20 protein-coding genes are annotated in these 23,034 nt (G+C 44.0%); 14 read left to right on the top strand and 6 right to left on the bottom strand.

Annotated elements, in window-relative coordinates; all coding sequences use genetic code 11:
• The first annotated feature begins 8 nt into the window (after window positions 1-8).
• On the top strand, window positions 9-2,132 hold the full coding sequence (locus BXY41_RS03600; RefSeq protein ID WP_104434782.1) for a penicillin-binding transpeptidase domain-containing protein: 2,124 nt from the start codon (window positions 9-11) through the stop codon (window positions 2,130-2,132).
• A 53-nt stretch (window positions 2,133-2,185) separates the two neighbouring features.
• Here the strand turns inward: BXY41_RS03600 and BXY41_RS03605 are convergent, their stop codons facing one another.
• The 5 genes from BXY41_RS03605 to BXY41_RS03625 form a co-directional block, all read right to left on the bottom strand.
• Entirely contained in the window at window positions 2,186-3,964 is a 1,779-nt protein-coding gene (locus tag BXY41_RS03605; RefSeq protein WP_170072198.1) for a BlaR1 family beta-lactam sensor/signal transducer, read from the bottom strand.
• A gap of 1 nt (window position 3,965) precedes the next feature.
• Window positions 3,966-4,349, bottom strand: a complete 384-nt coding sequence (locus tag BXY41_RS03610) for a BlaI/MecI/CopY family transcriptional regulator (protein WP_104434784.1) — start codon at window positions 4,347-4,349, stop codon at window positions 3,966-3,968.
• A 79-nt stretch (window positions 4,350-4,428) separates the two neighbouring features.
• Complete coding sequence (locus tag BXY41_RS03615) at window positions 4,429-5,139, bottom strand: hypothetical protein (RefSeq protein ID WP_104434785.1); 711 nt, start codon at window positions 5,137-5,139, stop codon at window positions 4,429-4,431.
• The gene (locus BXY41_RS03620; RefSeq protein ID WP_104434786.1) at window positions 5,123-6,664 is read right to left on the bottom strand and encodes a DUF1538 domain-containing protein; all 1,542 of its coding nucleotides are present in this window, start codon (window positions 6,662-6,664) and stop codon (window positions 5,123-5,125) included. Before BXY41_RS03620 ends, BXY41_RS03615 begins: the two co-directional genes overlap by 17 nt.
• 161 nt (window positions 6,665-6,825) lie before the next feature.
• Complete coding sequence (locus BXY41_RS03625; protein ID WP_104434787.1) at window positions 6,826-8,067, bottom strand: cation:proton antiporter; 1,242 nt, start codon at window positions 8,065-8,067, stop codon at window positions 6,826-6,828.
• A 307-nt stretch (window positions 8,068-8,374) separates the two neighbouring features.
• Here BXY41_RS03625 and BXY41_RS03630 point away from each other — a divergent pair, with 307 nt between their 5' ends.
• A complete protein-coding gene (locus BXY41_RS03630; RefSeq protein ID WP_104434788.1) occupies window positions 8,375-9,532 on the top strand; it encodes an MFS transporter in 1,158 nt (385 codons plus the stop codon).
• On the opposite strand, the gene BXY41_RS03635 is transcribed toward BXY41_RS03630, so the two are convergent.
• Window positions 9,529-10,506 carry a substrate-binding domain-containing protein gene (locus BXY41_RS03635; RefSeq protein WP_104434789.1) on the bottom strand — a complete coding sequence of 326 codons (978 nt, stop codon included), beginning with the start codon at window positions 10,504-10,506 and terminating at the stop codon, window positions 9,529-9,531. The genes BXY41_RS03630 and BXY41_RS03635 overlap by 4 nt on opposite strands.
• 251 nt (window positions 10,507-10,757) lie before the next feature.
• Between BXY41_RS03635 and modA the strand changes: the two genes are divergently transcribed.
• From modA to BXY41_RS03695, 12 genes are all read left to right on the top strand, one after another.
• Complete coding sequence (gene modA / locus BXY41_RS03640; protein WP_104434790.1) at window positions 10,758-11,660, top strand: molybdate ABC transporter substrate-binding protein; 903 nt, start codon at window positions 10,758-10,760, stop codon at window positions 11,658-11,660.
• A 17-nt stretch (window positions 11,661-11,677) separates the two neighbouring features.
• On the top strand, window positions 11,678-12,385 hold the full coding sequence (gene modB, locus BXY41_RS03645; RefSeq protein WP_104435612.1) for a molybdate ABC transporter permease subunit: 708 nt from the start codon (window positions 11,678-11,680) through the stop codon (window positions 12,383-12,385).
• A gap of 1 nt (window position 12,386) precedes the next feature.
• Window positions 12,387-13,436 carry a sulfate/molybdate ABC transporter ATP-binding protein gene (locus BXY41_RS03650; RefSeq protein WP_104434791.1) on the top strand — a complete coding sequence of 350 codons (1,050 nt, stop codon included), beginning with the start codon at window positions 12,387-12,389 and terminating at the stop codon, window positions 13,434-13,436.
• Window positions 13,437-13,488: 52 nt separating this feature from the next.
• Window positions 13,489-13,740, top strand: coding sequence for a TOBE domain-containing protein (locus BXY41_RS03655; protein WP_432765494.1), 252 nt, complete (start codon window positions 13,489-13,491; stop codon window positions 13,738-13,740).
• Between the two features lie 321 nt (window positions 13,741-14,061).
• Window positions 14,062-14,880 carry a nitrogenase iron protein gene (gene nifH, locus BXY41_RS03660; RefSeq protein WP_104434792.1) on the top strand — a complete coding sequence of 273 codons (819 nt, stop codon included), beginning with the start codon at window positions 14,062-14,064 and terminating at the stop codon, window positions 14,878-14,880.
• 24 nt (window positions 14,881-14,904) lie between these two features.
• Complete coding sequence (locus BXY41_RS03665; RefSeq protein WP_104434793.1) at window positions 14,905-15,228, top strand: P-II family nitrogen regulator; 324 nt, start codon at window positions 14,905-14,907, stop codon at window positions 15,226-15,228.
• Window positions 15,229-15,242: 14 nt separating this feature from the next.
• Entirely contained in the window at window positions 15,243-15,626 is a 384-nt protein-coding gene (locus BXY41_RS03670; protein WP_104434794.1) for a P-II family nitrogen regulator, read from the top strand.
• A 15-nt stretch (window positions 15,627-15,641) separates the two neighbouring features.
• Entirely contained in the window at window positions 15,642-17,240 is a 1,599-nt protein-coding gene (locus tag BXY41_RS03675) for a nitrogenase component I subunit alpha (protein WP_104434795.1), read from the top strand.
• The gene (locus BXY41_RS03680) at window positions 17,240-18,613 is read left to right on the top strand and encodes a nitrogenase component 1 (protein ID WP_104434797.1); all 1,374 of its coding nucleotides are present in this window, start codon (window positions 17,240-17,242) and stop codon (window positions 18,611-18,613) included. Before BXY41_RS03675 ends, BXY41_RS03680 begins: the two co-directional genes overlap by 1 nt.
• Before the next feature lie 83 nt (window positions 18,614-18,696).
• Entirely contained in the window at window positions 18,697-20,052 is a 1,356-nt protein-coding gene (gene nifE / locus BXY41_RS03685) for a nitrogenase iron-molybdenum cofactor biosynthesis protein NifE (protein ID WP_104434799.1), read from the top strand.
• 18 nt (window positions 20,053-20,070) lie between these two features.
• Complete coding sequence (locus tag BXY41_RS03690) at window positions 20,071-22,701, top strand: nitrogenase component 1 (RefSeq protein ID WP_104434801.1); 2,631 nt, start codon at window positions 20,071-20,073, stop codon at window positions 22,699-22,701.
• Between the two features lie 13 nt (window positions 22,702-22,714).
• A complete protein-coding gene (locus BXY41_RS03695; RefSeq protein ID WP_104434803.1) occupies window positions 22,715-23,023 on the top strand; it encodes a 2Fe-2S ferredoxin in 309 nt (102 codons plus the stop codon).
• The last annotated feature ends 11 nt before the right edge of the window (window positions 23,024-23,034 follow it).

Raw genomic sequence — 23,034 nt, forward strand, 5'->3', positions numbered from 1 at the left:
GAAATGGAATGAGACGGGGAACGAAACGGGGATTGAGACGATTTGTGTTTTCTGCTGTTTGCACGTTATTAATACTGATGATTGGTCTGGCCGGAGGATTTTTATTTCTCCGGCTTGAAAGTCAGAAGAACCAGTCAAAAAAGCCGGATGTGCTTTTCTCTGATTATGTGACAAACTTACAAAAGGCGGATTATGAATCCATGTATGGCATGCTTGACGGGCAGAGCCAGTTAAATATCAGCCAGGAAGATTTTATTGCCAGAAATAAGAAAATATATGAAGGAATTGAAGCGGAAAACATAAAAGCAGATATAACCGGCGTTGACTTAAAAGATGAGGAAGCAGTAGTCACTTATCAGATGAGTTTAACCAGTCTGGCAGGAGAGATCAGTTTTTCCAATCAGGCAGTATTTAAAAAAGAGAAGAAAACCGGCTATAAACTGGAATGGAATGACAGCATGATCTTTCCAGAGCTTAACAAAACTGATAAAGTCAGAGTTTCAACCGATGAGGCACAAAGAGGGTCTATTTTTGACAGGAACGGTCTTATGCTGGCGGGAAAGGGAACTGCTTCCTCTGTCGGCCTTGTTCCGGGGAAAATGAGTGAGAATTCCGGTGCGGATGTGGAAAAACTGGGAGAACTTCTATCCATGTCTCCGGAGAGTATTCAAAAGAAGCTGTCTGCTGGCTGGGTAAAAGAAGATTCCTTTGTTCCTTTAAAAACCTTGAAAAAGGTAGATGACTTTCAGATACACGCAGATCAGGTCAGTGAAGAAGATCAGAAAAACAAAGAGCTTCAGGATCAGCTCCTTACAATTCCCGGAGTGTTAATTACAGACACTTCCGTGCGTTCCTATCCTTTGGGGGTAAAGGGCGCCCATCTCATAGGATACGTCCAGAATGTGACCAGTGAGGACTTGGAGAAACATAAGGGAGAAGATTATTTAACAGACAGCGTAATTGGAAAAAGCGGTATGGAAGGGTTGTATGAAAAGGAATTAAAGGGAACCAACGGCCATACTGTTTCCATTACAGATGCAACGGGAACCAGCAAGAAAAAGCTGGCGGTAAGGCCCAGAACCGATGGTGCAGATATCACACTTACCATTGACAGTACGCTTCAGAGTGCGATCTATGATGCATTTCAGGAAGACAAAAGCTGCAGTGTAGCCATGAATCCCCATACAGGTGAGATTCTGGCTCTTGTGAGCACGCCTTCCTATGATGACAATGATTTTATTCTGGGAATGCCGGCAGAAAAATGGGATTCCTTAAATAATGATGAGCGAAAGCCCCTTTATAACCGGTTCCGTCAGAAGTTTGCTCCAGGATCTTCCTTTAAGCCCATTACGGCTGTGGTTGGACTTGAAAGCGGTGCCATTGATCCCAATGAGGATTATGGAAGTACCGGGTTAAGCTGGAGAAAAGATGAGAGTTGGGGAAACTATTACATAACCACCCTTCATGACAGCAGTCCCCTTAATTTAGAAAATGCTTTTATTTATTCAAATAATATTTATTTTGCCAAAGCTGCATTAAAGATTGGCTATGATGATTTTATGTCAGGGCTTAACAAGCTGGGATTTAACCAGGACCTTCCTTTTGAGATTTCCGTTGCCAAGTCCCAGTATTCCAATTCAGACCGGATCGAAACGGAAGTACAGCTGGCTGACAGCGGCTATGGACAGGGGCAGATGCTTGTTAATCCCATCCACCTGGCAGCCCTTTACACCATGTTTACCAATGGTGGCAATGTGATACAGCCTGTTTTAAAAGCAGAGCAAAATGCTGCCCCCAAAGTGTGGCTTCAGGGAGCCTGCTCAGCAGACAATGCCAATCTGGTCCGTGAGGATCTGATCAAGGTCGTCAGCTCAGAGCATGGAACCGGTCATGCCATTATGAGATCTGACCTGACCCTTGCAGGAAAGACAGGAACTGCTGAGATCAAGGCTTCCAAAGGGGATACTACCGGAACGGAGCTTGGCTGGTTTTCGGTATTTACTGCAGATCCTGATACCAGGACACCGCTGCTTCTTGTCAGCATGGTGGAAGATGTGAAGAACCGGGGCGGAAGCGGGTATGTTGTGAGAAAGGATAAGCTGATTCTTGATTCCTATATTCCGGTACAATAAATAAATAAGACAGAGCCTGAGGCTGGTGAGATTCTCCCGTCTCAGGCTCTGTTTTACTGTCTGTAGATATTCTGGTTCTCTAAAATGTCCAGAGTGATCGCTGCGGCAGTGCGTCCGTTGGCAGACTGGTCGCTTTGAATGTTGGTGGAGAACACATAAGTTTCATCCCTGGACTGTGCAAATCCGATAAACCAGCCATTGACATCCTGACCGTTTATATTGCCGGTTCCCGTTTTACCGTATAATGAAACACCCTGGCTGGCAGAAATAAAAAGGGAATCCTTAACGGCTTTGATATGATCCGGTTGAAACGGGAGAGTTCCCTGGCAAAGCCGGGTTAAGAGCTTCACCTGTTCTACCGGAGAGATTTTTAACGAAGACTCCAGCCAGTAGCTGCCGATTCCTCCTGATAAATCCTGATTTCCATATTCCAGTCGCCCAATGCAGTTTTTTAATGCGGATATGCCGCTTTCCTTATCCAGAGCATTAAAATACCAGTTAACAGAACGGCTCATGGCAGTATTCAGGTTCTGATCCTGATTCCAGGCTTCAAAGGGGAATACAGATCCGTCCCATTTAATATAAGAGGAGCCAGGAGTAATCACTCCCTGTTCCAGTGCGCACAGCGCGCTGTATATCTTGTAGGTGGAGTCAGGGGAAATCCTGGTTATTCCAGCTTTCTGATTATAAATATAATATTGATGGGAATTGACTCCGTAAAGAACAAAACTCCCTTCATAACCGTAAAAACAAGAGCCTAAATCCAGCTGTTTCATATGTTCAGGATAAAAAGAGTAAAAAGAACCGCTGGATGCATTGACAGACATGACAGGTATAAAAGCCAGCAGCACCAGACTGGTCACGGAGAGTAAAAACCGGCTTTTTAATTGTTTCCATCTGGATTCTTTGCGGTAAGAAGCAATGCAGCGGATTCTCCTCCTGATCTCTTTTTCAGAGCCTGCGATTTGGGAGGCAAAGGAAAGCCGCCTCACTATAGTTTCTGCAAAACGAATCAGGGTTTTTCCATAATCCAGATAGCTGTTTTCTTCTAACATGGATAAAACGGACAGATCACAACTAACTTCCTGGTCCTTCCTCATCTCTCTTAATCCAATCCAGACGACTGGATGATACCAGTACAGTGTCTGCATAAGAGCCAGGAAACGGTTAAGAAAAAGATCTCTGTGTTTAATATGGGTCAGTTCGTGAAGAAGAATAAAGCGAATCTCTTCTTCTGTAAATTCTGAAAGCATATGGATGGGGAGTATAATTATAGGTTTTACTAAACCCACAGCCATGGGAGAACTTAAATATGCACTGCTGTAAAGGGAAATTTTCTTTTTTATATTCATTTCACGGAGGCAGCAGTCGAACAATTCTCTGATCCGCCTGTTTTGGAGAGGGAGGCTGGCCTGTCTGATTCGTCTGATTTTAATGTCGGAAAAAAGATTAAGGATTGACATAATACCAATTCCCAGTCCCCATACATAAGGCAGAAAAGCAGGAAGTTGAAAAATACGGCTTCGGCTGACGGATATGGAGAAGTCTTGTATAAAGCTGGAAATACCGGCATCATTGGCAATAGTGGGAGTCATTACTTTGACAGGCGAGACACTGCCTCCAGAAAGGCTTAATAAACGAAGCCCTGCATGGATCATGGAGGAGGGGAGAAAAGGAAAGATCAGTACAAGCAACAGGTAATACCAGATTCTGTATTGGGCTTTCCAGGTAAGATGGTTTTTAAATAATTCTTTTATCAGCTGGATTATTCCGAATGACAGAATTATCACAACGCTGTTTAACATAAGACGGATCATAAGGGAATGAAGCATATTATGTTTCCTCCTCATGTTCCTTAAAAAGAAGCTTTTTCAGCTCGTCTAAGTCCTCGCTGGATATATGATTGCTGTTCATGTAGTTTGTTACCATACCGGATATGCTGCCGTTATAGAACCGGTTTAAAAAGTGGCTGTTTTCCTTCTTCAGATAGTCGTCCTCTTTAATAAGAGGAGTATAAATAAAAACACGGCTTTCCTTGGTGTAGGTAGCAGCCCCCTTTTGAACCAGTCTCTTTAACAGGGTGTGAATCGTCTTGGGATTCCAGTCGGTTGTCTGGATTAGCTTTTCAGTTACCTCGTTGGTGTTAATTGGAGCATACCTCCAAAGTACCTTCATCACTTCATATTCTGCCTCAGAAATTTGCGGAAGGTGGCTCATACTCATTCTCCTGTTCTTACAACTGTAATACATATATTATAAGAGTTTAGAGCCACAGTGTCAAGAAAGCAGAGGCTGATTATTTCATAAGTGTGCTTAAACCAGCCACATCATTCACTGGAAGAGAGAATGCAATTGCATGTTCTCCTGTTTCTTTTAATACGGTTTCACAGATGGATTTTAATATTGCCTGTTTATCTGCTTTAGGTACCAGCATCAGAAGAATTTCTTTTTCATTTGAGACGGTCATACCAAACAGTTTGCTGGTAGAATCTCCGCCCAGTTCTCTTGCTTTTATTAGTGTGCCGCCTTTACAGCCTGCATTTCGTGCAGATTCCATAATAGGGTTTGAAAGGTCTGTATTTATGACGGATGCAATTAATTCATACGCGTTCGTATCTGACATAGGATGATCCTCCTTGTGATAATCTGTAGATAAATGGTTCTCATTGCCTGCAATGCCGGAGTTAAGCAGGTTTGAAGCCGCGGCACTGATTCCTGACAGAGAGATGGTGAATACGATACCGTATCCAGGGTTATCCAGCTCCAGTTTTTTATGAAGCGCGGATATCAGGCTTTGGGAGGCTGACTGATCAACCGCTCCGATTACCAGGTCCTTTTCCGGCTCATCAAGCCCCAGGCAATCTTTAATTGCAGAACTGGCTGTTCCATGTCCTCTGACGTTAAGCAGCAGTTCCTGATGGTATTCTTTGAAAACGGAAGCAGCTTTTTCGCCTTTTCCACGGTCAACAATAACCGTAATCCAGTAAACTTTATGATTGGAAGTCATCTGCTTCATCCTTTCCTAATTCAATAAATTCCAGTTCCATATCAATTGAGGCGACTCCTGCAAGAGAACTGGATTTCTTCGTTTTAAAATGGTAAATCACACCGATCAGCTGAATGGTGATTAAGGGTGTCATGGCCACCATGGCAACGATTCCAAAGGCATCGGTCACTATGTTACCGCCCACTGCTTCACATGCGCCCATTGCAAAGGGAAGCAGGAAGGTAGCCGTCATGGGACCGGAAGCCACACCACCGGAGTCAAAAGCGATTGATGTAAAAATGGGCGGTACAACAAAGGAAAGACCCAGTGCCAGCGCATATCCGGGGATCAAAAGTGCAAGAAGGGGGAGGCCCGTTAATATCCTAATGACAGATAATCCCAAAGAAACAGACATACCTACCGATAATCCTGTCATCATGGTTTTTTCTGAAATGGCGCCTCCTGTTATATCTTCTACCTGTTTATTTAATACTAAAACAGCTGGTTCTGCTTTTACAATATAGTAACCAATCAGCATGCCGATTGGAATCATAATCCAATTAAAGGGTAGAGAAGCCAGCTGTTTTCCAAGATAATTGCCGGCAGGCATGAATCCAACATTGACACCAGTTAAAAACAGTGTGAGTCCAATGTAGGAGTACAGCATTCCCATCAGTATTTTAATGATCTGTCTTTGTCTGAGTTTTAAGAAAAATATCTGGAAAACTATAAAAAATAAAAGAATGGGAAACAAAGCCAGAAAAACTTCCTTTGCATAAACCGGAAATTCATGTTGAAAAGCCAGCCACAGATCCTGTGAATTGGTGAAGGCAGGAATTACCGTGGGTTCATAGCTGCTGGAAGAGGAGCCATAGAGTAACCCCAGAATCATGACTGAAAGAATCGGTCCTACAGAGCAGAGGGCCACAAGACCAAAGCTGTCGCTGCCTGAATTCTTACTCCTTCCAACAGAGGAAAGACCCACGCCAAGAGCCATGATAAATGGAACGGTAATAGGTCCGGTTGTTACACCACCGGAGTCAAAAGCCACAGCCAGAAAATCTTTTGGAACAAAAATTGCGGTAACAAAGAGTACTCCATAGCAGATCAGAAGAAGCTTGGATAAATTCCAACCCAGCAGAGTTCTTAAAAATGCCAGGGCGAGGAAGATTCCCACACCGGCTGCGACTGAGAGAATCAGCACCATATCCGGTACTGCAGGGGTCTGACCAGCCAGAACCTGAAGATCTGGTTCAGCAATGGTAATGATAAAACCAATGATGAAGCAGGCAAAAACAATAATAGGTAATTTTTTTGATTTTGCCAGATGGTTTCCTACTTTCTCCCCGATAATCATCATGGACATATCTACGCCAAGTGTAAAAAAGCCCATTCCGACAATGAGTAAGGTTGCACCTACCAGAAACAGCATCAGCGGATCAAGCGGCATAGGTGTAATGGTTATACACAAAATCAGCACAATGCATGTAACGGGCAGTACAGATGAAAGGGATTCAATAATTTTTTCCTTTAGTTTTTGATTCAAGCGAATACCTCCTGTTGTCCGTTTTTTTTGAGTCAGTGGTGCAAAAGCTGAGAAGAAGCAAAATTCATGCCTTTGCAACTCTGACTCTATTCGATTATATTAAGTGTAACACAAAAATAGTTGCGAGTGCAACTATAATTTTGTTAGAGCTTCGTTAACAATTACCTGTATTTGGAAACTTCTTCGTAACTTTCTCCCAGTCTGGTTTCTGTAAAGGGCACAGAAGGACCAATGCGAAAGACCGGTTTTAACACGATTGGTGTGATTATTGTGGTAATAATGACAACAAGAACCACTGGTCCCAGAAAATCACCGCTGAGAAGTCCAAGCTGCTGTCCTTTTCCTGCAACAATCAGAGCGACTTCTCCTCTGGAAATCATTCCAACCCCGATTCGAATGCTCTGATAATTTTTATAACCGCAGATCTTGGCTCCGATTCCGCAGCCAATTACTTTTGTTAGTATGGCAGTAAGTGTTAAAAGAAATGCAAAAAGAATAATTGCTGGAGTCATGGACGGGAGTTCCACCTTAAGACCAATGCTTGCAAAAAATACCGGTGAAAGCAGAAGATAGGACAGGGTGTCAAATTTAGAGGTCAGGAACTGGGATTTCTGGGTGTTGGATATGATAACTCCGGCTATGTAGGCTCCTGTAATATCGGCCACGCCGAAAAAGTGTTCTGCGATGTAAGACATGAGAAGACAGAGACAAAAAGCAGCGATTGCATGGCGTTGCAGGCCACGTTCCGCGTCGTTGCTCCAACGGGAATATGCTTTATAGATCAAAATGCCGCCAATGGCAGAAAAGACAAAGAATGCGGCGATTTTTAATAAGACGGCAAACAGATTGACATTGGGGTCGGTGGTGCTGGTAATGATGGTTAGTGCGATAATTCCCAGTACATCATCAATGATGGCGGCCCCCAGAATAGCGTTGCCGGAATGGGTCTTTATCTTACCGATTTCTTTTAAGGTTTCCGCTGTTATGCTTACGGAGGTTGCAGTCAGAATGACTCCGATGAACATATTCTGAAGAAACAAAGAGCAGGTAGCATCGGAAGAAATCACACCAGGGCGGTTAAAGAAAGAAGCAACAGCAAAGCCGCCGAATAAAGGTACGATGACACCGATCAGTGCGATTATAAATGCTGATTTACCACTCTTTTTTAATTCTGCGGTATCTGTCTCCAGACCAGCGCAAAACATGAGGACAATCACACCAATTTCCGCCAGTTTGTCAAGGAATTCGGTTTCATGGAGTGTGCCCAGCATGGCAGGACCAAGAATTACCCCCGCTAACAGTGCTCCTACTACCTGCGGCATGTGAAACTTCCGCGTTACAAGACCTAAAACCTTAGTGCTTAAAAGAATAATTGTGAGATTTAACAAAAAGCTGTAATCCATACAAACCCCTCCTTTTAATTATATAAGAATTATATAAGATCAACAAAATTTATCTTACTCCTATTGAATCTTACTGTCAATTGTTACTAATAGTTTGTCTCTTCTTTACATGCATCCGTTTTCATGATATAGTGACAAAGTAATTCACTACGAAATTCGGAGGGCAGATTTATGCCATTATCTATTTTCTCATTATATGATCCCACGTAGAAAAAATTTATAGAAGATTGGTATTAAAAAAGCACTGTGAAAACAGAGCTTATTTTTGGTACCTGTTATTTTGTAAATACGGATCATTGGAGAAAATATGAAAGATAAAAAAAATATATATTTGCTTTATGCCCTTTCCTTTCTACAGGGACTGGTATTTTATGGACCTGTGGCCACTCTCTACAGACAGGCAGCAGGTGTCAGCGTATTTCAGATTACAGTAATCGAAAGCATTTCTCTTGCTCTCTGTATTGCTCTTGAGATGCCCTGGGGACTGGTCGCGGACCGGATCGGATATAGAAAGACCATGATTATCACCTGCGGAATCTATTTTATTTCCAAGGTGGTTTTCTGGAAAGCGGACGGGTTTGGTTTGTTTTTACTGGAGCGATTGCTGCTCAGTGTGGTGATGGCAGGAATGTCAGGATGTGATTTAAGCATTCTCTATTTTTCCTGCCGGGAGGAAGAAAGCCAGCAGGTATTTGGCATTTACCAGTCCTTAGGAATGGCGGGGTTGCTTTTGGCTTCTCTTTCTTATTCTGTTTTTATTGGGGATAATTACAGGCTGGCAGGTTTTTTTACCATGGCAGCATATGGAGTGGCAGCCGTTCTTGTCTTTGGATTAAAAGAAGTAAAAGAGCCGGAGAAAGAGAAAAAAAGCAGCATGCATTTTTTTCACACCTTTCTTGACGTGGTAAAAGACCGGTATTTCCTTCTTGGCATGGTGGGAATTACACTGCTTGAGGAGACAAATCAGACGATCACTGTCTTTTTAAACCAGCTGCAGTATGTGAAATGCGGGATGGAGCCAAAGACAATGGGCTATGTTTTTATTATGGTCACATTGTCAGGAATTGCAGGAGGTATGTGGTCCTGCCGGCTGAATAAAAAAATGGGGATTCTTCCTTTTACCATTGCCCTGTTTTTAGGCGGGGGAATGTCCTGCCTGGTTCTTTTCCAGACTAAAAGTGGATTGCTTTCCGTCCTCAGCATCATTATTTTAAGACTTGCGTCTTCTCTGTTCGGACCATTAAAGGCCAGGCTGCAAAACTGCCGGGTTACTTCTACAGACCGGGCTACCGTACTTAGTATCTATGCAGTGATTGGGGAGGCATGCGGGACGGGAACCAATCTCATATTTGGGAAGGCTGCCGCCGCTGACCTTACCTATGCCATGCTTTGGGGCAGCCTGTTGTGTATGGTGGGCGGCGTACTTTTTGTAATTTCCCATTTAAAAATGATTAAAAACAATTAAGGTGTGGTAAAACTGACGTCTCCTGTGTGTATGGTTTCATAACCGTTAAAATGCAGGAGACTGTTTTTAAATTCCCTAGAGCGGATTGTTTCCAGGAGAGCCGTAAAGGCTGGCTGTTCCATGGCAGATTTAAGTATGACCAGATCCATGGAGGCCTCTTTGAACGGGATAAAATCCATATGGGGATATGCAGCCAGATGGGAGAGATCCCCCATACTGACATCAGCAAGCCCGGAAGCAACCGCATTGGCAGATGACATGTGAGACAGGCTTTCATCTGCGTAACCCTTAATAAGGAACCTGTCTATTTTTTTCTCTGTCAGTATCCGGTCTAAATAAATCCGCAGACCATTTCCCTTTTCCCGGTTTAAAAATTTAATTTCAGGGCGGCATAAATCCTTTGGGCTGCTTATATGATCCGGATTTCCTTCTTTTACATAAAAGCCAGTTTTTAATGTGCAGATATGGATGACCGCAGCTTCTTTCCCAGGAAGGAAATGGCTGATCTGGCTGATCCGTTCTTCAAACTGTTCAAAGCAAAAACAGGTCAGTGCCATATGGGTCTTCTCATAATAAAGCGAATAAAGACTGTTGTAATCGTTCATATAAGAATGAAGGAGCGGCAGGCTGTTATCTCTCTGACTTAACAGACTGCGAAGCAGTTCTACTGTCCTGGATTCCTGACTGTTAATAATAAGCCCGTTTGTATGAAGAAGATAATCCATCTGTCTGCTGGCCTGATCGGCTGAAAAACGGGGGATATCCATAACGGGAGGCAGAACATTGGTAAATCCGGCCGCCTCTTTCTTCTGGTTTGTTCTGGTGAGATACTCATCAAGCTGATCCTGGCTGATGCGGATCTGCTTCCCCACCTTTGCGGACTTTAATTCTCCCCGCTTAATTAATTCATATACGGTCGTTTTTTTGATTTTTAGCTGATCCGCCACTTCCTGGGGTCTGTATATTTTTTCCATGTGATATCCTCTTTCCCCTGTCTCATAATTATTTATGGTATAACAAGGTTTATTTTTTGTCAATCAAAGGTGAGGACTAATATGTTGAAATAAATTCATTAATTATTGAAGAAAAATAAGAAATAATCGGAACATATAGGGATATTGACTTTTAATTGTGTATCATTTAAAATAAACAAATACTTACAAAACGCAACAAAACAGAACAAAACGGAACAATAATGAATCAACTAAAAAGAGGAGGAAAAAAGATGAAAAAAAGAAAAAGATTACTGCAAATTATGATGGCGGTATCACTGGCTGGCGGATTGCTTTCAGGCTGTGGTCTGGCGGGGGTAAAAGCGGTTCCTGCCACCCAGGCTGCATCAGCACAAACTGAGACATCAAAACCTGCCCAGGAGACAACAACCGCTGTTCAGACTGCAAAGGCAGAGGAAACAAAGCCGGTTGATGTATATGTGTTTATTGCAGCAAGTCTGAAAAACACCATGGAAAAGATTAAGGAGAATTATGAAAGTGAACACCCCGGAGTAACTATCATTTACAATGCAGACAGTTCGGGTACTCTTCAAAAACAGATTGAGGAGGGCGCCCAGTGCGATATTTTCTTTTCAGCAGCGCCCAAGCAGATGAATGCTTTAAAGGAAGGTGGATTGGTAGAAGAGGGGACCGATACGAACCTTCTTGTAAACAAGGTTGTGCTTATTAAGCCGAAGGGGGAAAAGACGGCAGTAACCGGATTTGAGAATATCACGGCGGCTTCCAGTCTTGCACTTGCAGGAGAAGATGTACCGGTGGGACAGTATGCCAGAAAACTCTTTACCAATATGGGAATACTGGATCAGGTCATGAAAATGGAGATCAACGAAGGTGCCAATGTCACCGCAGTTTTAACCGCAGTTGCAGAAGGCAGTAACGAGGTAGGTGTGGTTTATGCAACAGATGCCGCTTCCATGCCGGATAAAGTTGAGATTATAGCAGAGGCGGATAAAACTAAGATTGATCCCGCTGTCTATCCGGTGGGTCTGATTAAGGACAAGGAAGCCAGTGAGGATCAGAAAAAGGCAGCAGCAGAATTTAAGAAATATTTGACCAGTGATGAGAGTGTAATGAAGCTCTTTACAGATGCAGGGTTTAACAAATATACAGAATAAAAGACCGTATGAAGGAGGTGAATGCATTGGGGGAGATACTTAGAACCATCGACTGGAGTCCTTTCTATCTGTCATTAAAAACAGGAATTGTAGCCACTGTACTGACCTTCTTTTTAGGAATTGGTGCAGCCAGGCAGATTATGAAGCTGAATAATACGACAAAAGCCATTGTGGATGGAATTCTTACACTCCCCCTTGTGCTGCCTCCAACGGTAGCAGGCTTTTTTCTCCTTTTGATTTTCAGCCTGAGAAGACCCTTTGGAAGATATCTTCTGGAAAATTTTGATATCAAGCTGGTGCAGACCTGGCCGGGATGCGTTATGGCAGCATTTGTCATAGCCTTTCCCCTTATGTACCGCAATGCCAGAGCCGCATTTGAACAGGTAGACGTAACCATGATTCAGGCAGGAAGAACGTTAGGACTGTCGGAACGTAAAATTTTCTGGAAGATTGTGGTACCAATTGCTGCTCCGGGACTGGCTTCCGGTACCGTACTTTCTTTTGCAAGAGCCATTGGAGAGTATGGTGCAACTACCATGCTGGCGGGAAATATTCTGGGTAAAACCAGAACGGTATCCGTAGCCATTGCTACGGAAGTGACTGCTGGAAACTGGGACACGGCAGGATTCTGGGTACTGGTCATTGTCCTTTTATCGTTTTTTATTGTGGCAGCAATGAATGTAATATCAGGAAAAAACAGGATAAATGGAAGCGGGTGGGTCTGATATGCTGGAAGCGAGGATCGTAAAAAATTTCCATGGTTTTAAACTGGATGCGGAATTTAAAACCGACAGAGGATGCATGGGAATATTAGGGGCTTCCGGATGCGGAAAAAGCATGACTTTAAAGTGTGTGGCAGGCATTGAAAAACCGGACAGCGGAAAAATCGTTCACAATGGAAACGTGCTTTTTGATTCCGAAAAAGGAATTAATCTGCCGGCAAGGGAACGCCATGTGGGGTATTTGTTTCAGAATTACGCCTTGTTTCCCACCATGACAGTGGAGGAAAACTTAAGTATTTCCCTGACAGGCAGGGATAAGGAAAAGCGGGTTCAGGTTTTGGAACAGATCCAGCGTTTTCAGCTGCAGGGACTGGAAAAGCGCCTTCCCTCCCAGTTATCTGGAGGTCAGCAGCAGCGGGTGGCGCTGGCACGCATGCTTTTATGCAAGCCGGAAATGATTCTGTTAGATGAGCCCTTTTCTGCTTTGGACGGATTTCTAAAGGATACTCTCCAACTGGAGATGCTGGAACTGTTAAAAGAATTCAGTGGTGATGTGCTGTTTGTTTCTCATTCCAGAGACGAGATCTACCGGTTCTGTGACCATATGATCCTGCTGTCCAATGGAGAAAGCGTTGTAAAGGGGCTTACAAAAGAAATTTTTAGGAAACCTTTAAGAGTAGAAGCGGCAAGACTGACTGGCTGCAAAAATATTTCTCCCATAGAACGGATCAGCGAATATGAACTATATGCGCTGGATTGGGGGATAAAACTGAAGACAGCCGAACCAATTGAAGACTCCATTTGCTACATTGGAATCAGAGGTCATAATCTGGTGCCGGCTGCCAATCCTGAGGAAGAGAACACAATGAAAATCTCTCTTGCAGGAAGTGCCCATACAACCTTTCAGCGGCAATATTTAGTTCAGAATGCTTCCAGGTTGTCATCTTCCAAAATCTGGTGGATCAGGGAAAAGAAAGAATATGAAGCGGAAGAAAAGGAGACAATCCCATTATATTTAAAATTCCCAAAGGAAGATCTGTTACTTTTGTCTTAATTTTATTAGGTATTTTTGAATTAGATTGACAAAAGCAGGGACAATATTTATTATGAATAAAAATAACCGGATTGAGAGGAAGGCTGATCATATGAAAATAAGTGCCAGAAATCAGTTAAAAGGAAAGGTTGTAGAGATTGAGTCCGGCTCAGTAAATGCAATCGTAACCATAGACATCGGAGGAGGTAATTTTATATCCGCCACGATTTCCATGGCATCAGTAAAGGATTTAAAGCTGGAAGTTGGGTCAGATGCATATGCTATTATAAAGGCAACTTCTGTTATGGTAGGAATTGATTCATAAGACGGAAGGGGCCTGTGATACGGCTCCTTTTCTTTTATCACAGCGGCAGTCCAGGCGGGCTGTTATTTTTTTAGATGGAATAATTTTTAGATAACAAGCATTGGTTTGTATAAAATACTGTAAATAATTAATTTTAAGATTTATATTTGTGCATTGTGGTGTATTGAATTCAATGGTGAAAACATATATAGTGATAGCAACCTAAGTCGTCGACAAAACTTCAGGGTTACTTTTTCATTTTCTATTCACAAAGAGGTGGAATGGCAGGATCTGCAATAGATCTGCCTTCCGCCTCTTCTTTTATGTAAGGAGGAATTGGTTATGAGACAGGTTGCTATCTATGGAAAAGGCGGTATCGGTAAATCTACAACGACTCAGAACTTAACAGCAGGTCTGGCAGAGATGGGCAAGCACATTATGATTGTTGGGTGCGACCCGAAAGCAGACTCCACCAGACTGGTTTTAGGAGGTCTGGCACAGAAGACGGTACTGGATACCCTTCGGGATGAAGGCGATGATATCGAGCTGGAGGCAGTGTTAAAAGAAGGTTACGGCAAAATTAAAGGAGTGGAATCCGGCGGACCGGAGCCAGGAGTTGGCTGTGCAGGCCGGGGCATTATCACTTCCATTAATCTGTTGGAGCAGCTGGGAGCCTATACCGACGATCTGGATTATGTATTCTATGACGTTCTTGGTGATGTAGTATGCGGAGGTTTTGCAATGCCCATCCGGGAAGGGAAGGCACAGGAAATTTATATTGTATGCTCCGGCGAGATGATGGCGCTATATGCGGCAAATAACATTTCCAAAGGTATCACCAAGTACGCAAAGACCGGTGGCGTCAGGCTTGGAGGTCTGATCTGCAACTCCAGAAAGGTTGATAAGGAACAGGATCTTGTAGAAGCCGTAGCAGCGAAGATCGGAACACAGATGATTCATTTTGTACCTCGTGACAATGCGGTGCAGAGGGCTGAGATCAGAAAAAGGACTGTAATCGATTTTTCTCCTGAGGAGCCACAGGCAGATGAATACCGTACTCTGGCAAGAAAAGTGGATTCCAATGAAATGTTCGTCATTCCCAATCCTATGAAGATTGATGAACTGGAAGAAATTTTAATGCAGTACGGAGTTATGGACTAAGGGGTCAGGAGAGGAGAAAATATTATGTTATTGGTGAGAGCGATTATCAGGCCGGAAAAAGCAGATTATGTCATGAAGGAAGCATCAGAAGCTGGATTTCAGGCAGTGACCAAGATGGATGTATATGGACGGGGCAAACAAAAGGGAATTACGGTAGGGGATGTTCATTACGATGAAATTCCAAAAGAAATGCTGTTGTTTTTCTGCAGTGACGAAGACAAGGATGATCTGGTTAAGGTGATTATGAGAACTGCCAGAACAGGGGAAGGCAATTATGGAGACGGACGTATCTTTGTATCTCCCGTAGAAGATGCCTACACCATCAGCACAGGAAAGCAGGGACTTTAGGAGGAACGATTGCTATGAAAGAAGTAATGGCATTTATCCGGGTGAACAAAATAAACCCTACAAAGAAGGCGCTTGCAGAAGGCGGATTTCCTGCATTTACCTGCAGACCGGTATTAGGAAGAGGAAAGAAGCGGATTGATCCGGAGCTTTTGTCCCTGGTTCTGGAAACAGGAGAGCTTCCCATGTCTCCAAAAGGAGAATATTTAACAGAATCATTCCGATGGATTCCAAAACGGCTGATTACGTTGATTGTAGAAGATCCCCAGGTGAAGGGTGTGGTGGATATCCTGATAAAGACAAACCAGACAGGAAATCCCGGTGACGGAAAAATATTTGTGCTTCCCATTTATGAAGCTTATACCGTCAGAAGCGGAGAAAGCACAATTGAGGCTTATTGACAGGAGGTGAGGGAGATGTCAAAGGAACGAGATTTATTACTGGATAAATATTCATCCAGAGTATTTAAAAATAGAAAAAGTCATATCACCCAGCTGGAATTCGGAGAAAATGGGGATGAGATTACAGCAAATACCAGGGCAATACCAGGGATTATTACAGCAAGAGGCTGCTGCTATGCAGGCTGCAAAGGCGTTGTGGTAGGACCTGTCAAAGATTCTGTGGTTATCACACACGGTCCCATTGGCTGTGCCTTCTATTCCTGGGGAACCAGAAGGAATAAGGCAAAACCTTCCTATGAAGGCGAACCTAACTTTGTTCCATATTCCTTTTGTACAGATATGAGGGCATCAGATATTGTATTTGGAGGTGAAAAGAAGCTGGAAGAGGGAATCGATGAGATCATGGAGCTGTTCCATCCCAAATGCATTTTCATCTGCTCCACCTGCCCCATTGGTCTGATTGGTGATGACGTGCAGGCGGTGGCAAGAAGAGTGGAGGAAAAATACGGCATTACAGCCATTGGATATTCCTGCGAAGGCTATAAGGGAGTTTCCCAGTCAGCCGGTCATCACATTGCCAACAACGGACTGATGCGCTATGTAATCGGAAAAGGGGAAGAGGCGCCAAAGGGAAAATACAGCGTCAATATCCTGGGGGAATACAACATCGGAGGTGATGGATGGGAGCAGGAGCGGATCTTAAAGAAAATCGGATACGAAGTAGTTTCTGTATTTACCGGAGACGGTTCCTATGAAACCTTAAAAAATTCCCATCTGGCAGATTTAAATCTTGTCATGTGCCACCGGTCCATTAATTACATAGCGGAGATGATGAAAACAAAATATGGAGTTGACTGGCTGAAAGTGAATTTCATTGGAGTAGGGGCCACCTCCAAATCACTGCGTATGATGGCTAAATATTTTAACGATCCGGAGCTTACAAAGCGGACAGAGGAAGTGATTGCAGAGGAACTGGCAGAAATTAATGAGGATATGGAGTATTACAAGTCCAAATTAAAGGGAAAAACAGCCGGAATCTTTGTAGGCGGCTCCCGTTCCCATCACTACCAGATGCTTTTAAGGGATTTTGGTATGGAAACCACCATTGCCGGTTATGAATTTGCCCACCGGGATGATTATGAAGGGCGGGATGTCATACCCCAGATTAAAGCAGATGCAGATTCTAAAAACATTGAAGAGATATCAGTGGAGAGAGCGGTTGGATATGATGACAGATACTCTGTGGAAGAGTTGACCAGTCTGCGAAACCAGGGGGTGGAGCTGGATACTTACAACGGAATGATAAAAGATATGAAGGAAGGCTATATGGTAGTGGACGATTACAACATGTTTGAAACCGACCAGCTGATTGAAGAGTATAAACCAGACATTTTCTTTTCCGGAATCAAAGATAAATACGCCATACAGCATGGAGGGGTCGTGTCCCGCCAGATGCATTCCTATGATTACTCCGGACCCTATGCAGGCTTTCGGGGCGCAGTAAATTTTGGAAGAGATGTAACCATGAGTCTTTATACCAACGCCTGGTCGCTGGTGAAGCCGCCGTGGAAGACCATGCCAATGTTAGAAGGAACGTTAGGAGGTGCAGGCTGATGCTTGAATTAACACCAAAAGAAATAATGGAAAACCGCCACATGACCATCAATCCCTGTAAAACCTGTGAGCCCGTAGGCGCCATGTTCTGCGCACTGGGTGCCGAAAAGTGTATGCCTCATTCCCATGGATCACAGGGGTGCTGTTCCTATCACAGAACGGTGCTGAGCCGGCATTTTAAAGAGCCTGCCATTGCTTCCTCAAGCTCCTTTACAGAGGGTGCCTCTGTATTCGGAGGACGCAGCAATATCACCACAGCAGTGAAGAATGTGTTTGACATTTATAAACCGGATATTATGGCAATCCATACCACCTGTCTTTCTGAAACCATTGGTGATGACGTTGGTTCCTATATTATGGATATGGAAGTGCCGGAAGGGAAAACCGTTCTTTATGCCAGTACCCCTTCCTACGAAGGCTCCCATATTCAGGGATTCTCCAACATGATGATTGGCTTCATGCGGTATATGACCAAGAAAACCGGGACCCCCAATGGAAAAGTAGCCATCTTTCCAGGCTGGGTCAATCCCGGAGATGACAGGGAGTTAAAGAAGATTGCAGGGTTAATGGGCGCAGAATATATTTATTTTCCTGATCATGAGGGGATACTGGATCACCCGATGGATGGAAAGAGTGAGTATTTTCATGAAAATGCAGGAACCAAGGCCAAAGATATTGGGGCACTGGGAGATTGTGAAAAGCTGATCTCCATGGGGATCTACTGTTCTCTGGAACCGTCGGAGTATTTAAAAAAGGAATATAAAGTTCCTTTCTCCAATATTCCAGTTCCGGTCGGCGTCAAGCTGACTGATCAGTACATATTGGAACTTCAGAAGTTTACAAAGAAAGAAGTTCCGAAAGAACTGGAGGATGAGCGGGGCAGACTGGTGGATTTAATGCTGGATTCCCACCAGTATGTATATAAGAAGAAAGCCGCCATCTATGGAGATCCTGATATTGTGTATGGCTTCACCGCCTTATGTCTGGAACTGGGGATGAGCCCCAAATACATCATAACCGGTACACCAAAAGCGCACTGGGAAAAAGAGATCAAAGAGCTGATGGATCAGTATGGTGTAGATGAAAGCGAATATGTGGTAAAGGCAGATACGGATTTGTTTTATCTTCATCAGCTGATTAAAAATGAGTCTGTAGATCTTCTTTTAGGCTCCAGTTATGGAAAACAGATTGCAAAGGCAGAAGATATTCCCCTGGTACGTATGGGATTTCCTGTACTGGACCGATACGGTAATCCCATACAGGCCACGGTTGGATATGCAGGTGCAATCCGGTATACAGAAAAGATTGTAGACGCCATGATGGACCGGCAGGACCGGGATGCGGCAGACGAAGATTTCGATGTAGTCATGTAAATCAATTATGAAATGGAACCAGGGAGGGAGCCACCCCTCCCTATTTCTGTTTAAATTTGCGGGTCTTTGAAAGGAGTATGATTATGGAAACGGAGAACAGCAACCGGAATATATTGGACGCAAGGAAAAGTTCCATTGTTGTAAAAGACGGGTGCAGCGGCATGGGGGGTGGAATTTCATGTGACAGCAACAGTGTATCCGGTTCCGTGTCCCAGCGGGCCTGTGTATACTGCGGAGCCAGAGTTGTTTTAAATCCCATTACCGATGCCTGGCATATTGTACATGGTCCCATCGGATGTTCCAGCTATACCTGGGATATCAGGGGATCTTTAACCAGTGGGGAGGATATTTACAGAAACAGCTTTTCCACGGATTTGCAGGAAACAGATATTATATTTGGAGGAATCAGAAAGCTAGAGGCAGCAGTCGATGAGCTGATGGAGAAAGAAGATAATGTGAAGCTGATCTTTATCTATGCCACCTGTATTGTTGGGGTAATCGGAGACGATGTGGAGGCTCTGTGCAAGATGAAATCAGAGCAGTATGACATTCCAGTGATTCCGGTAAAGTCTCCTGGTTTTTCCGGTAATAAATCCACGGGCTACCGGATGGCATGTGATGCGATTATGAATGTGCTTCTGCCTCATAAAAGTGAAGAGAAAAGATCTGCCATTAACATATTAGGGGATTTTAATCTGGCAGGGGAAATGTGGATTATTAAGAATTATTTCAGGGAAATCGGCATTGATGTGATCTCAGGTTTTACCGGTGATACCTGCTATGAGGATATGATTGAGGCGCCGAAGGCTGCTTTAAATATAGTCCAGTGCGCAGGCTCCAGTACCTATCTGGCAAACCGAATGGAGGAGGAATTTGGCATTCCCTTTATCAAGGTCAGTTTCTTCGGAATCGAAGACACTACCAATTCCTTAATCAGGACAGCAGAGGCGCTCCAAAATGAACTGGCAAGAAGAAAAGCGGTGGAATTTTGCAGGAGGAAAGCAGAGGAGCTGGAAAATTTCTTAGGCCGTTACCGGAAAAACCTGGAGGGGAAAAAGGCTGCTATCTACGTAGGGGGCGGATTTAAAGCAATTTCCCTCATACGCCAGTTTCAGGCAATGGGGATGGAAACGGTGGTGGTGGGAACCCAGACAGGGAAAAAAGAAGATTATGAAGTGATTGAGAGTCTGGTGAAATCCGATACTGTAATTTTAGACGATGCCAATCCGGCAGAGTTAGAAACCTTTATGAAAGAAAAGGGGGCGGATATTCTGGTCGGAGGCGTCAAGGAAAGACCTCTTGCCTATAAGCTGGGAATCGCATTCTGTGATCACAATCATGAGAGAAAGTTTCCCTTAGCCGGTTTTGAAGGGGTGGTCAATTTCACCATGGAAATCAATAAAAGCATAAACAGTCCGGTATGGGGCTATATCAGCTGACAGAAAGGCGGAATGACGATGAAGAGTGAAGTAAAACCTCTGGTGAATTTAAATATCAATCCCTGTAAAATGTGTATGCCCATGGGGAGTGCAACGGCATTCTACGGTCTGAAGAACTGCATGACAATCCTTCACGGTTCACAGGGGTGTGCTACCTACATCCGGCGTCATATGGCGACCCACTACAATGAACCGGTGGATATTGCTTCCTCATCCCTGACTGAACAGGGAACCGTCTATGGCGGCAGTGAAAATTTAAAAAAAGGATTAAAAAATTTAATTGAGCTTTACCACCCTGAAATCATCGGTGTCATGACAACATGCCTGGCAGAAACCATAGGAGAGGATGTTCCGGGAATACTCCAGTCTTTTCTGGAAGAAAATCCAGGGTATGAGGACATTACACTGATTCCCTGCCATTCCCCTGGATACAGTGGAAGCCAGTATGAGGGATATTTCGCAGCTCTTTCTGCCATTGTTTCTTCTATTAAAATGGAGACAGAAAAGAATCATCTGGTGAATGTAATCACGGCACCCATAAGCCCGGCAGATACCAGATATTTAAAAAGGATGTTCTCCCTTTTTGGAATTGATGCCGTTCTCCTTCCTGACTTATCCGATAATTTAGACGGAGCCCACGACCCCAGTTACAACCGCCTTCCTCATGAGGGAACGGATCTGGCACAGTTAAAGCAGATGGGTGGAGCCAGATTTACATTGGAATTGACCGCATTTCACCATAAGAATTCTGTGGGAGAATATTTATCCGAAACATATGGAGTACCTTATGAGCGGCTGCCCCTGCCAGTAGGATTAAGGGATACGGATGCATTTTTAAATACACTGTCCCATATTTCCGGGAAAGAAATCCCTGATGAATTAAAAAAAGAGAGAGGGCGCTATTTAGATGCCATGATTGATTCTCATAAATACCATTCTTCAGGAAGAGCGGCTGTATTTGGGGAACCGGATCTGGTATATTCCACTGTGCGCATGATGTGTGAATGCGGAGTCATGCCGGTAGTCTGTGCAGCGGGATCGGCAAGTCCGGAACTTGACGGACTGATCAGACCGGAGATTTCTGATCTTGCAGGTCTGTACCTGGTAGATGAGTATAAAATTGCAGATAAAGCGGATTTTAAGGATATTGAGGAGATGATTGTTACCTATAAGGCCAATATCCTTGCAGGCAGTTCTGACGGAAGGCGTATCGCAGAAGATTTACACCTTCCCCTGGTTCGAAGAGGATTTCCCATACATGATCATGTGGGAGGACAGCGGCTTAAAATGCTTGGCTATGAAGGATCGGTAGAATATATGGATGAGATTGCAAATCAGCTGATCGACACGGTTGAAACCACATTTCGGGAGACTTTATATGATACGTATTATAAAGGTACAGCCATTGATCAGAAGAAGGAACCGGAATCTGCGGAAGAGATCATGAAGCGTAAGACAAAGGAGCACCCCTGCTATAATTGCCAGGCTCATCAGTTTGCCAGAATCCATCTTCCGGTAGCACCTGCCTGCAATGTTCAGTGCGGCTACTGTGTAAGAAAATTTGACTGCCCCAATGAAAGCCGTCCGGGAGTCACTTCTTCCATTCTGACACCTGAGGAAGCACTTAACCGCTATCTGTCAGTGAAGGAGAAAATGCCAAACTTAACTGTTGTGGGGATAGCCGGACCTGGGGAAGCCCTGGAAAACTGGGAGAATGTAAGAAACGTGTTTGAACTCATAAGAAAACAGGATCCCAACGTAACCTTCTGTCTTTCTACCAATGGACTGAAGCTTCCCCAGTATGCGCTGGAACTAAAGGAACTGGGCGTTTCCCATGTAACCGTAACCATGAATGCGGTGGATCCCCATATCAGTGGACAGATGTACCAGTATATCCGGTATATGGGCAGGGAATACACCGGTGACGCAGCAGGAGCCCTTATGGTGGCAAACCAGATTGCGGGAATCAGGCAGTTAATTGCCAATGGAATACTGGTAAAAGTTAATATTGTGACAGTGAAAGGAATCAATGACAGCCATGTACCGGAGGTTGTAAAGACCGTCAAATCACTGGGATGCTTTATTACCAATATTATGCAGATGATTCCGGTGAAGGGGAGTGCGCTGGAACATGTGGAGCCGGTTTCAAACAAACAGTTAAATGAGATCAGAAAGCAGTGTGAAGAGATCATGCCCCAGATGTATCACTGCCAGCACTGCCGGGCAGATGCAGTTGGAACCCTGACCGATGACAAATCCATACAATTAAAAGGATTTGTGGCAGAGGAAAGACCGGTTCTCGTTCCTGTTTCAAAAAGCCTTCGTTTTGCAGTCGCTTCCAAAAGCGGGGTGGTAGTGGATACCCACTTTGGTCATGCAAAGGAATTTTATTTGTATGACTACCGCAACGGAGAAGTCCGGTTTGCAGGTAAACGAAGTGTTGAGCAGTACTGTCAGGGGGAAGAAGAGTGCGGGGAAAAAGAGGATAAAATAGAACGGATTATAGCTGCTTTAAATGGCTGCAGCGGAGTCATTGCCATGCGTATCGGTATGGAACCAGCCAAAAAGCTGACAAAACTGGGCATTAAGCCGGTGAATACCTATGACATGATTGAAGATGCGGTAAAAAAAGCGGCGGAAGCCATGTAAGAGGAGGAGAAAGATGGTACAGCCAAAATATCATGTATTTATCTGCACAAGCTGCAGAATCAACGGGACACAAAAAGGGATGTGTTACCAGAAGGGAGCGGTTGACTTAATCCAGGCTTTTATGCAGGAGATTGAAGACAGGGATCTTTCCGGAGAAGTAGTGATCAACAATACCGGGTGCTTTGGGATCTGTGACAAGGGTCCTGTTGTGGTGGTTTATCCGGAAGGAGTCTGGTATGGCAATGTATCAGAGGATGATGTGGAACGTATATTTGATGAGCATTTTGAAGGAGGAAATCCGGTTGGTGATTTATTGATTTAATACCTGGAATG

Source organism: Lacrimispora xylanisolvens (genome assembly GCF_002934545.1).
GTDB classification, from domain to species: Bacteria; Bacillota; Clostridia; order Lachnospirales; family Lachnospiraceae; genus Lacrimispora; species Lacrimispora xylanisolvens.

What these genes read in the sequence shown, in the direction of transcription:
- BXY41_RS03655 (WP_432765494.1), top strand. Translation starts at nt 13,489, where the DNA reads ATGAATAAAAATAACCGGATTGAGAGGAAGGCTGATCATATGAAAATA.
- BXY41_RS03605 (WP_170072198.1), bottom strand. Translation starts at nt 3,964, where the DNA reads ATGCTTCATTCCCTTATGATCCGTCTTATGTTAAACAGCGTTGTGATA.
- BXY41_RS03600 (WP_104434782.1), top strand. Translation starts at nt 9, where the DNA reads ATGAGACGGGGAACGAAACGGGGATTGAGACGATTTGTGTTTTCTGCT.
- BXY41_RS03615 (WP_104434785.1), bottom strand. Translation starts at nt 5,139, where the DNA reads ATGACTTCCAATCATAAAGTTTACTGGATTACGGTTATTGTTGACCGT.
- BXY41_RS03680 (WP_104434797.1), top strand. Translation starts at nt 17,240, where the DNA reads ATGCTTGAATTAACACCAAAAGAAATAATGGAAAACCGCCACATGACC.
- nifE (WP_104434799.1), top strand. Translation starts at nt 18,697, where the DNA reads ATGGAAACGGAGAACAGCAACCGGAATATATTGGACGCAAGGAAAAGT.
- nifH (WP_104434792.1), top strand. Translation starts at nt 14,062, where the DNA reads ATGAGACAGGTTGCTATCTATGGAAAAGGCGGTATCGGTAAATCTACA.
- BXY41_RS03690 (WP_104434801.1), top strand. Translation starts at nt 20,071, where the DNA reads ATGAAGAGTGAAGTAAAACCTCTGGTGAATTTAAATATCAATCCCTGT.
- BXY41_RS03610 (WP_104434784.1), bottom strand. Translation starts at nt 4,349, where the DNA reads ATGAGCCACCTTCCGCAAATTTCTGAGGCAGAATATGAAGTGATGAAG.
- modA (WP_104434790.1), top strand. Translation starts at nt 10,758, where the DNA reads ATGAAAAAAAGAAAAAGATTACTGCAAATTATGATGGCGGTATCACTG.
- BXY41_RS03635 (WP_104434789.1), bottom strand. Translation starts at nt 10,506, where the DNA reads ATGGAAAAAATATACAGACCCCAGGAAGTGGCGGATCAGCTAAAAATC.
- BXY41_RS03630 (WP_104434788.1), top strand. Translation starts at nt 8,375, where the DNA reads ATGAAAGATAAAAAAAATATATATTTGCTTTATGCCCTTTCCTTTCTA.
- BXY41_RS03650 (WP_104434791.1), top strand. Translation starts at nt 12,387, where the DNA reads ATGCTGGAAGCGAGGATCGTAAAAAATTTCCATGGTTTTAAACTGGAT.
- BXY41_RS03670 (WP_104434794.1), top strand. Translation starts at nt 15,243, where the DNA reads ATGAAAGAAGTAATGGCATTTATCCGGGTGAACAAAATAAACCCTACA.
- BXY41_RS03665 (WP_104434793.1), top strand. Translation starts at nt 14,905, where the DNA reads ATGTTATTGGTGAGAGCGATTATCAGGCCGGAAAAAGCAGATTATGTC.
- BXY41_RS03625 (WP_104434787.1), bottom strand. Translation starts at nt 8,067, where the DNA reads ATGGATTACAGCTTTTTGTTAAATCTCACAATTATTCTTTTAAGCACT.
- BXY41_RS03675 (WP_104434795.1), top strand. Translation starts at nt 15,642, where the DNA reads ATGTCAAAGGAACGAGATTTATTACTGGATAAATATTCATCCAGAGTA.
- BXY41_RS03695 (WP_104434803.1), top strand. Translation starts at nt 22,715, where the DNA reads ATGGTACAGCCAAAATATCATGTATTTATCTGCACAAGCTGCAGAATC.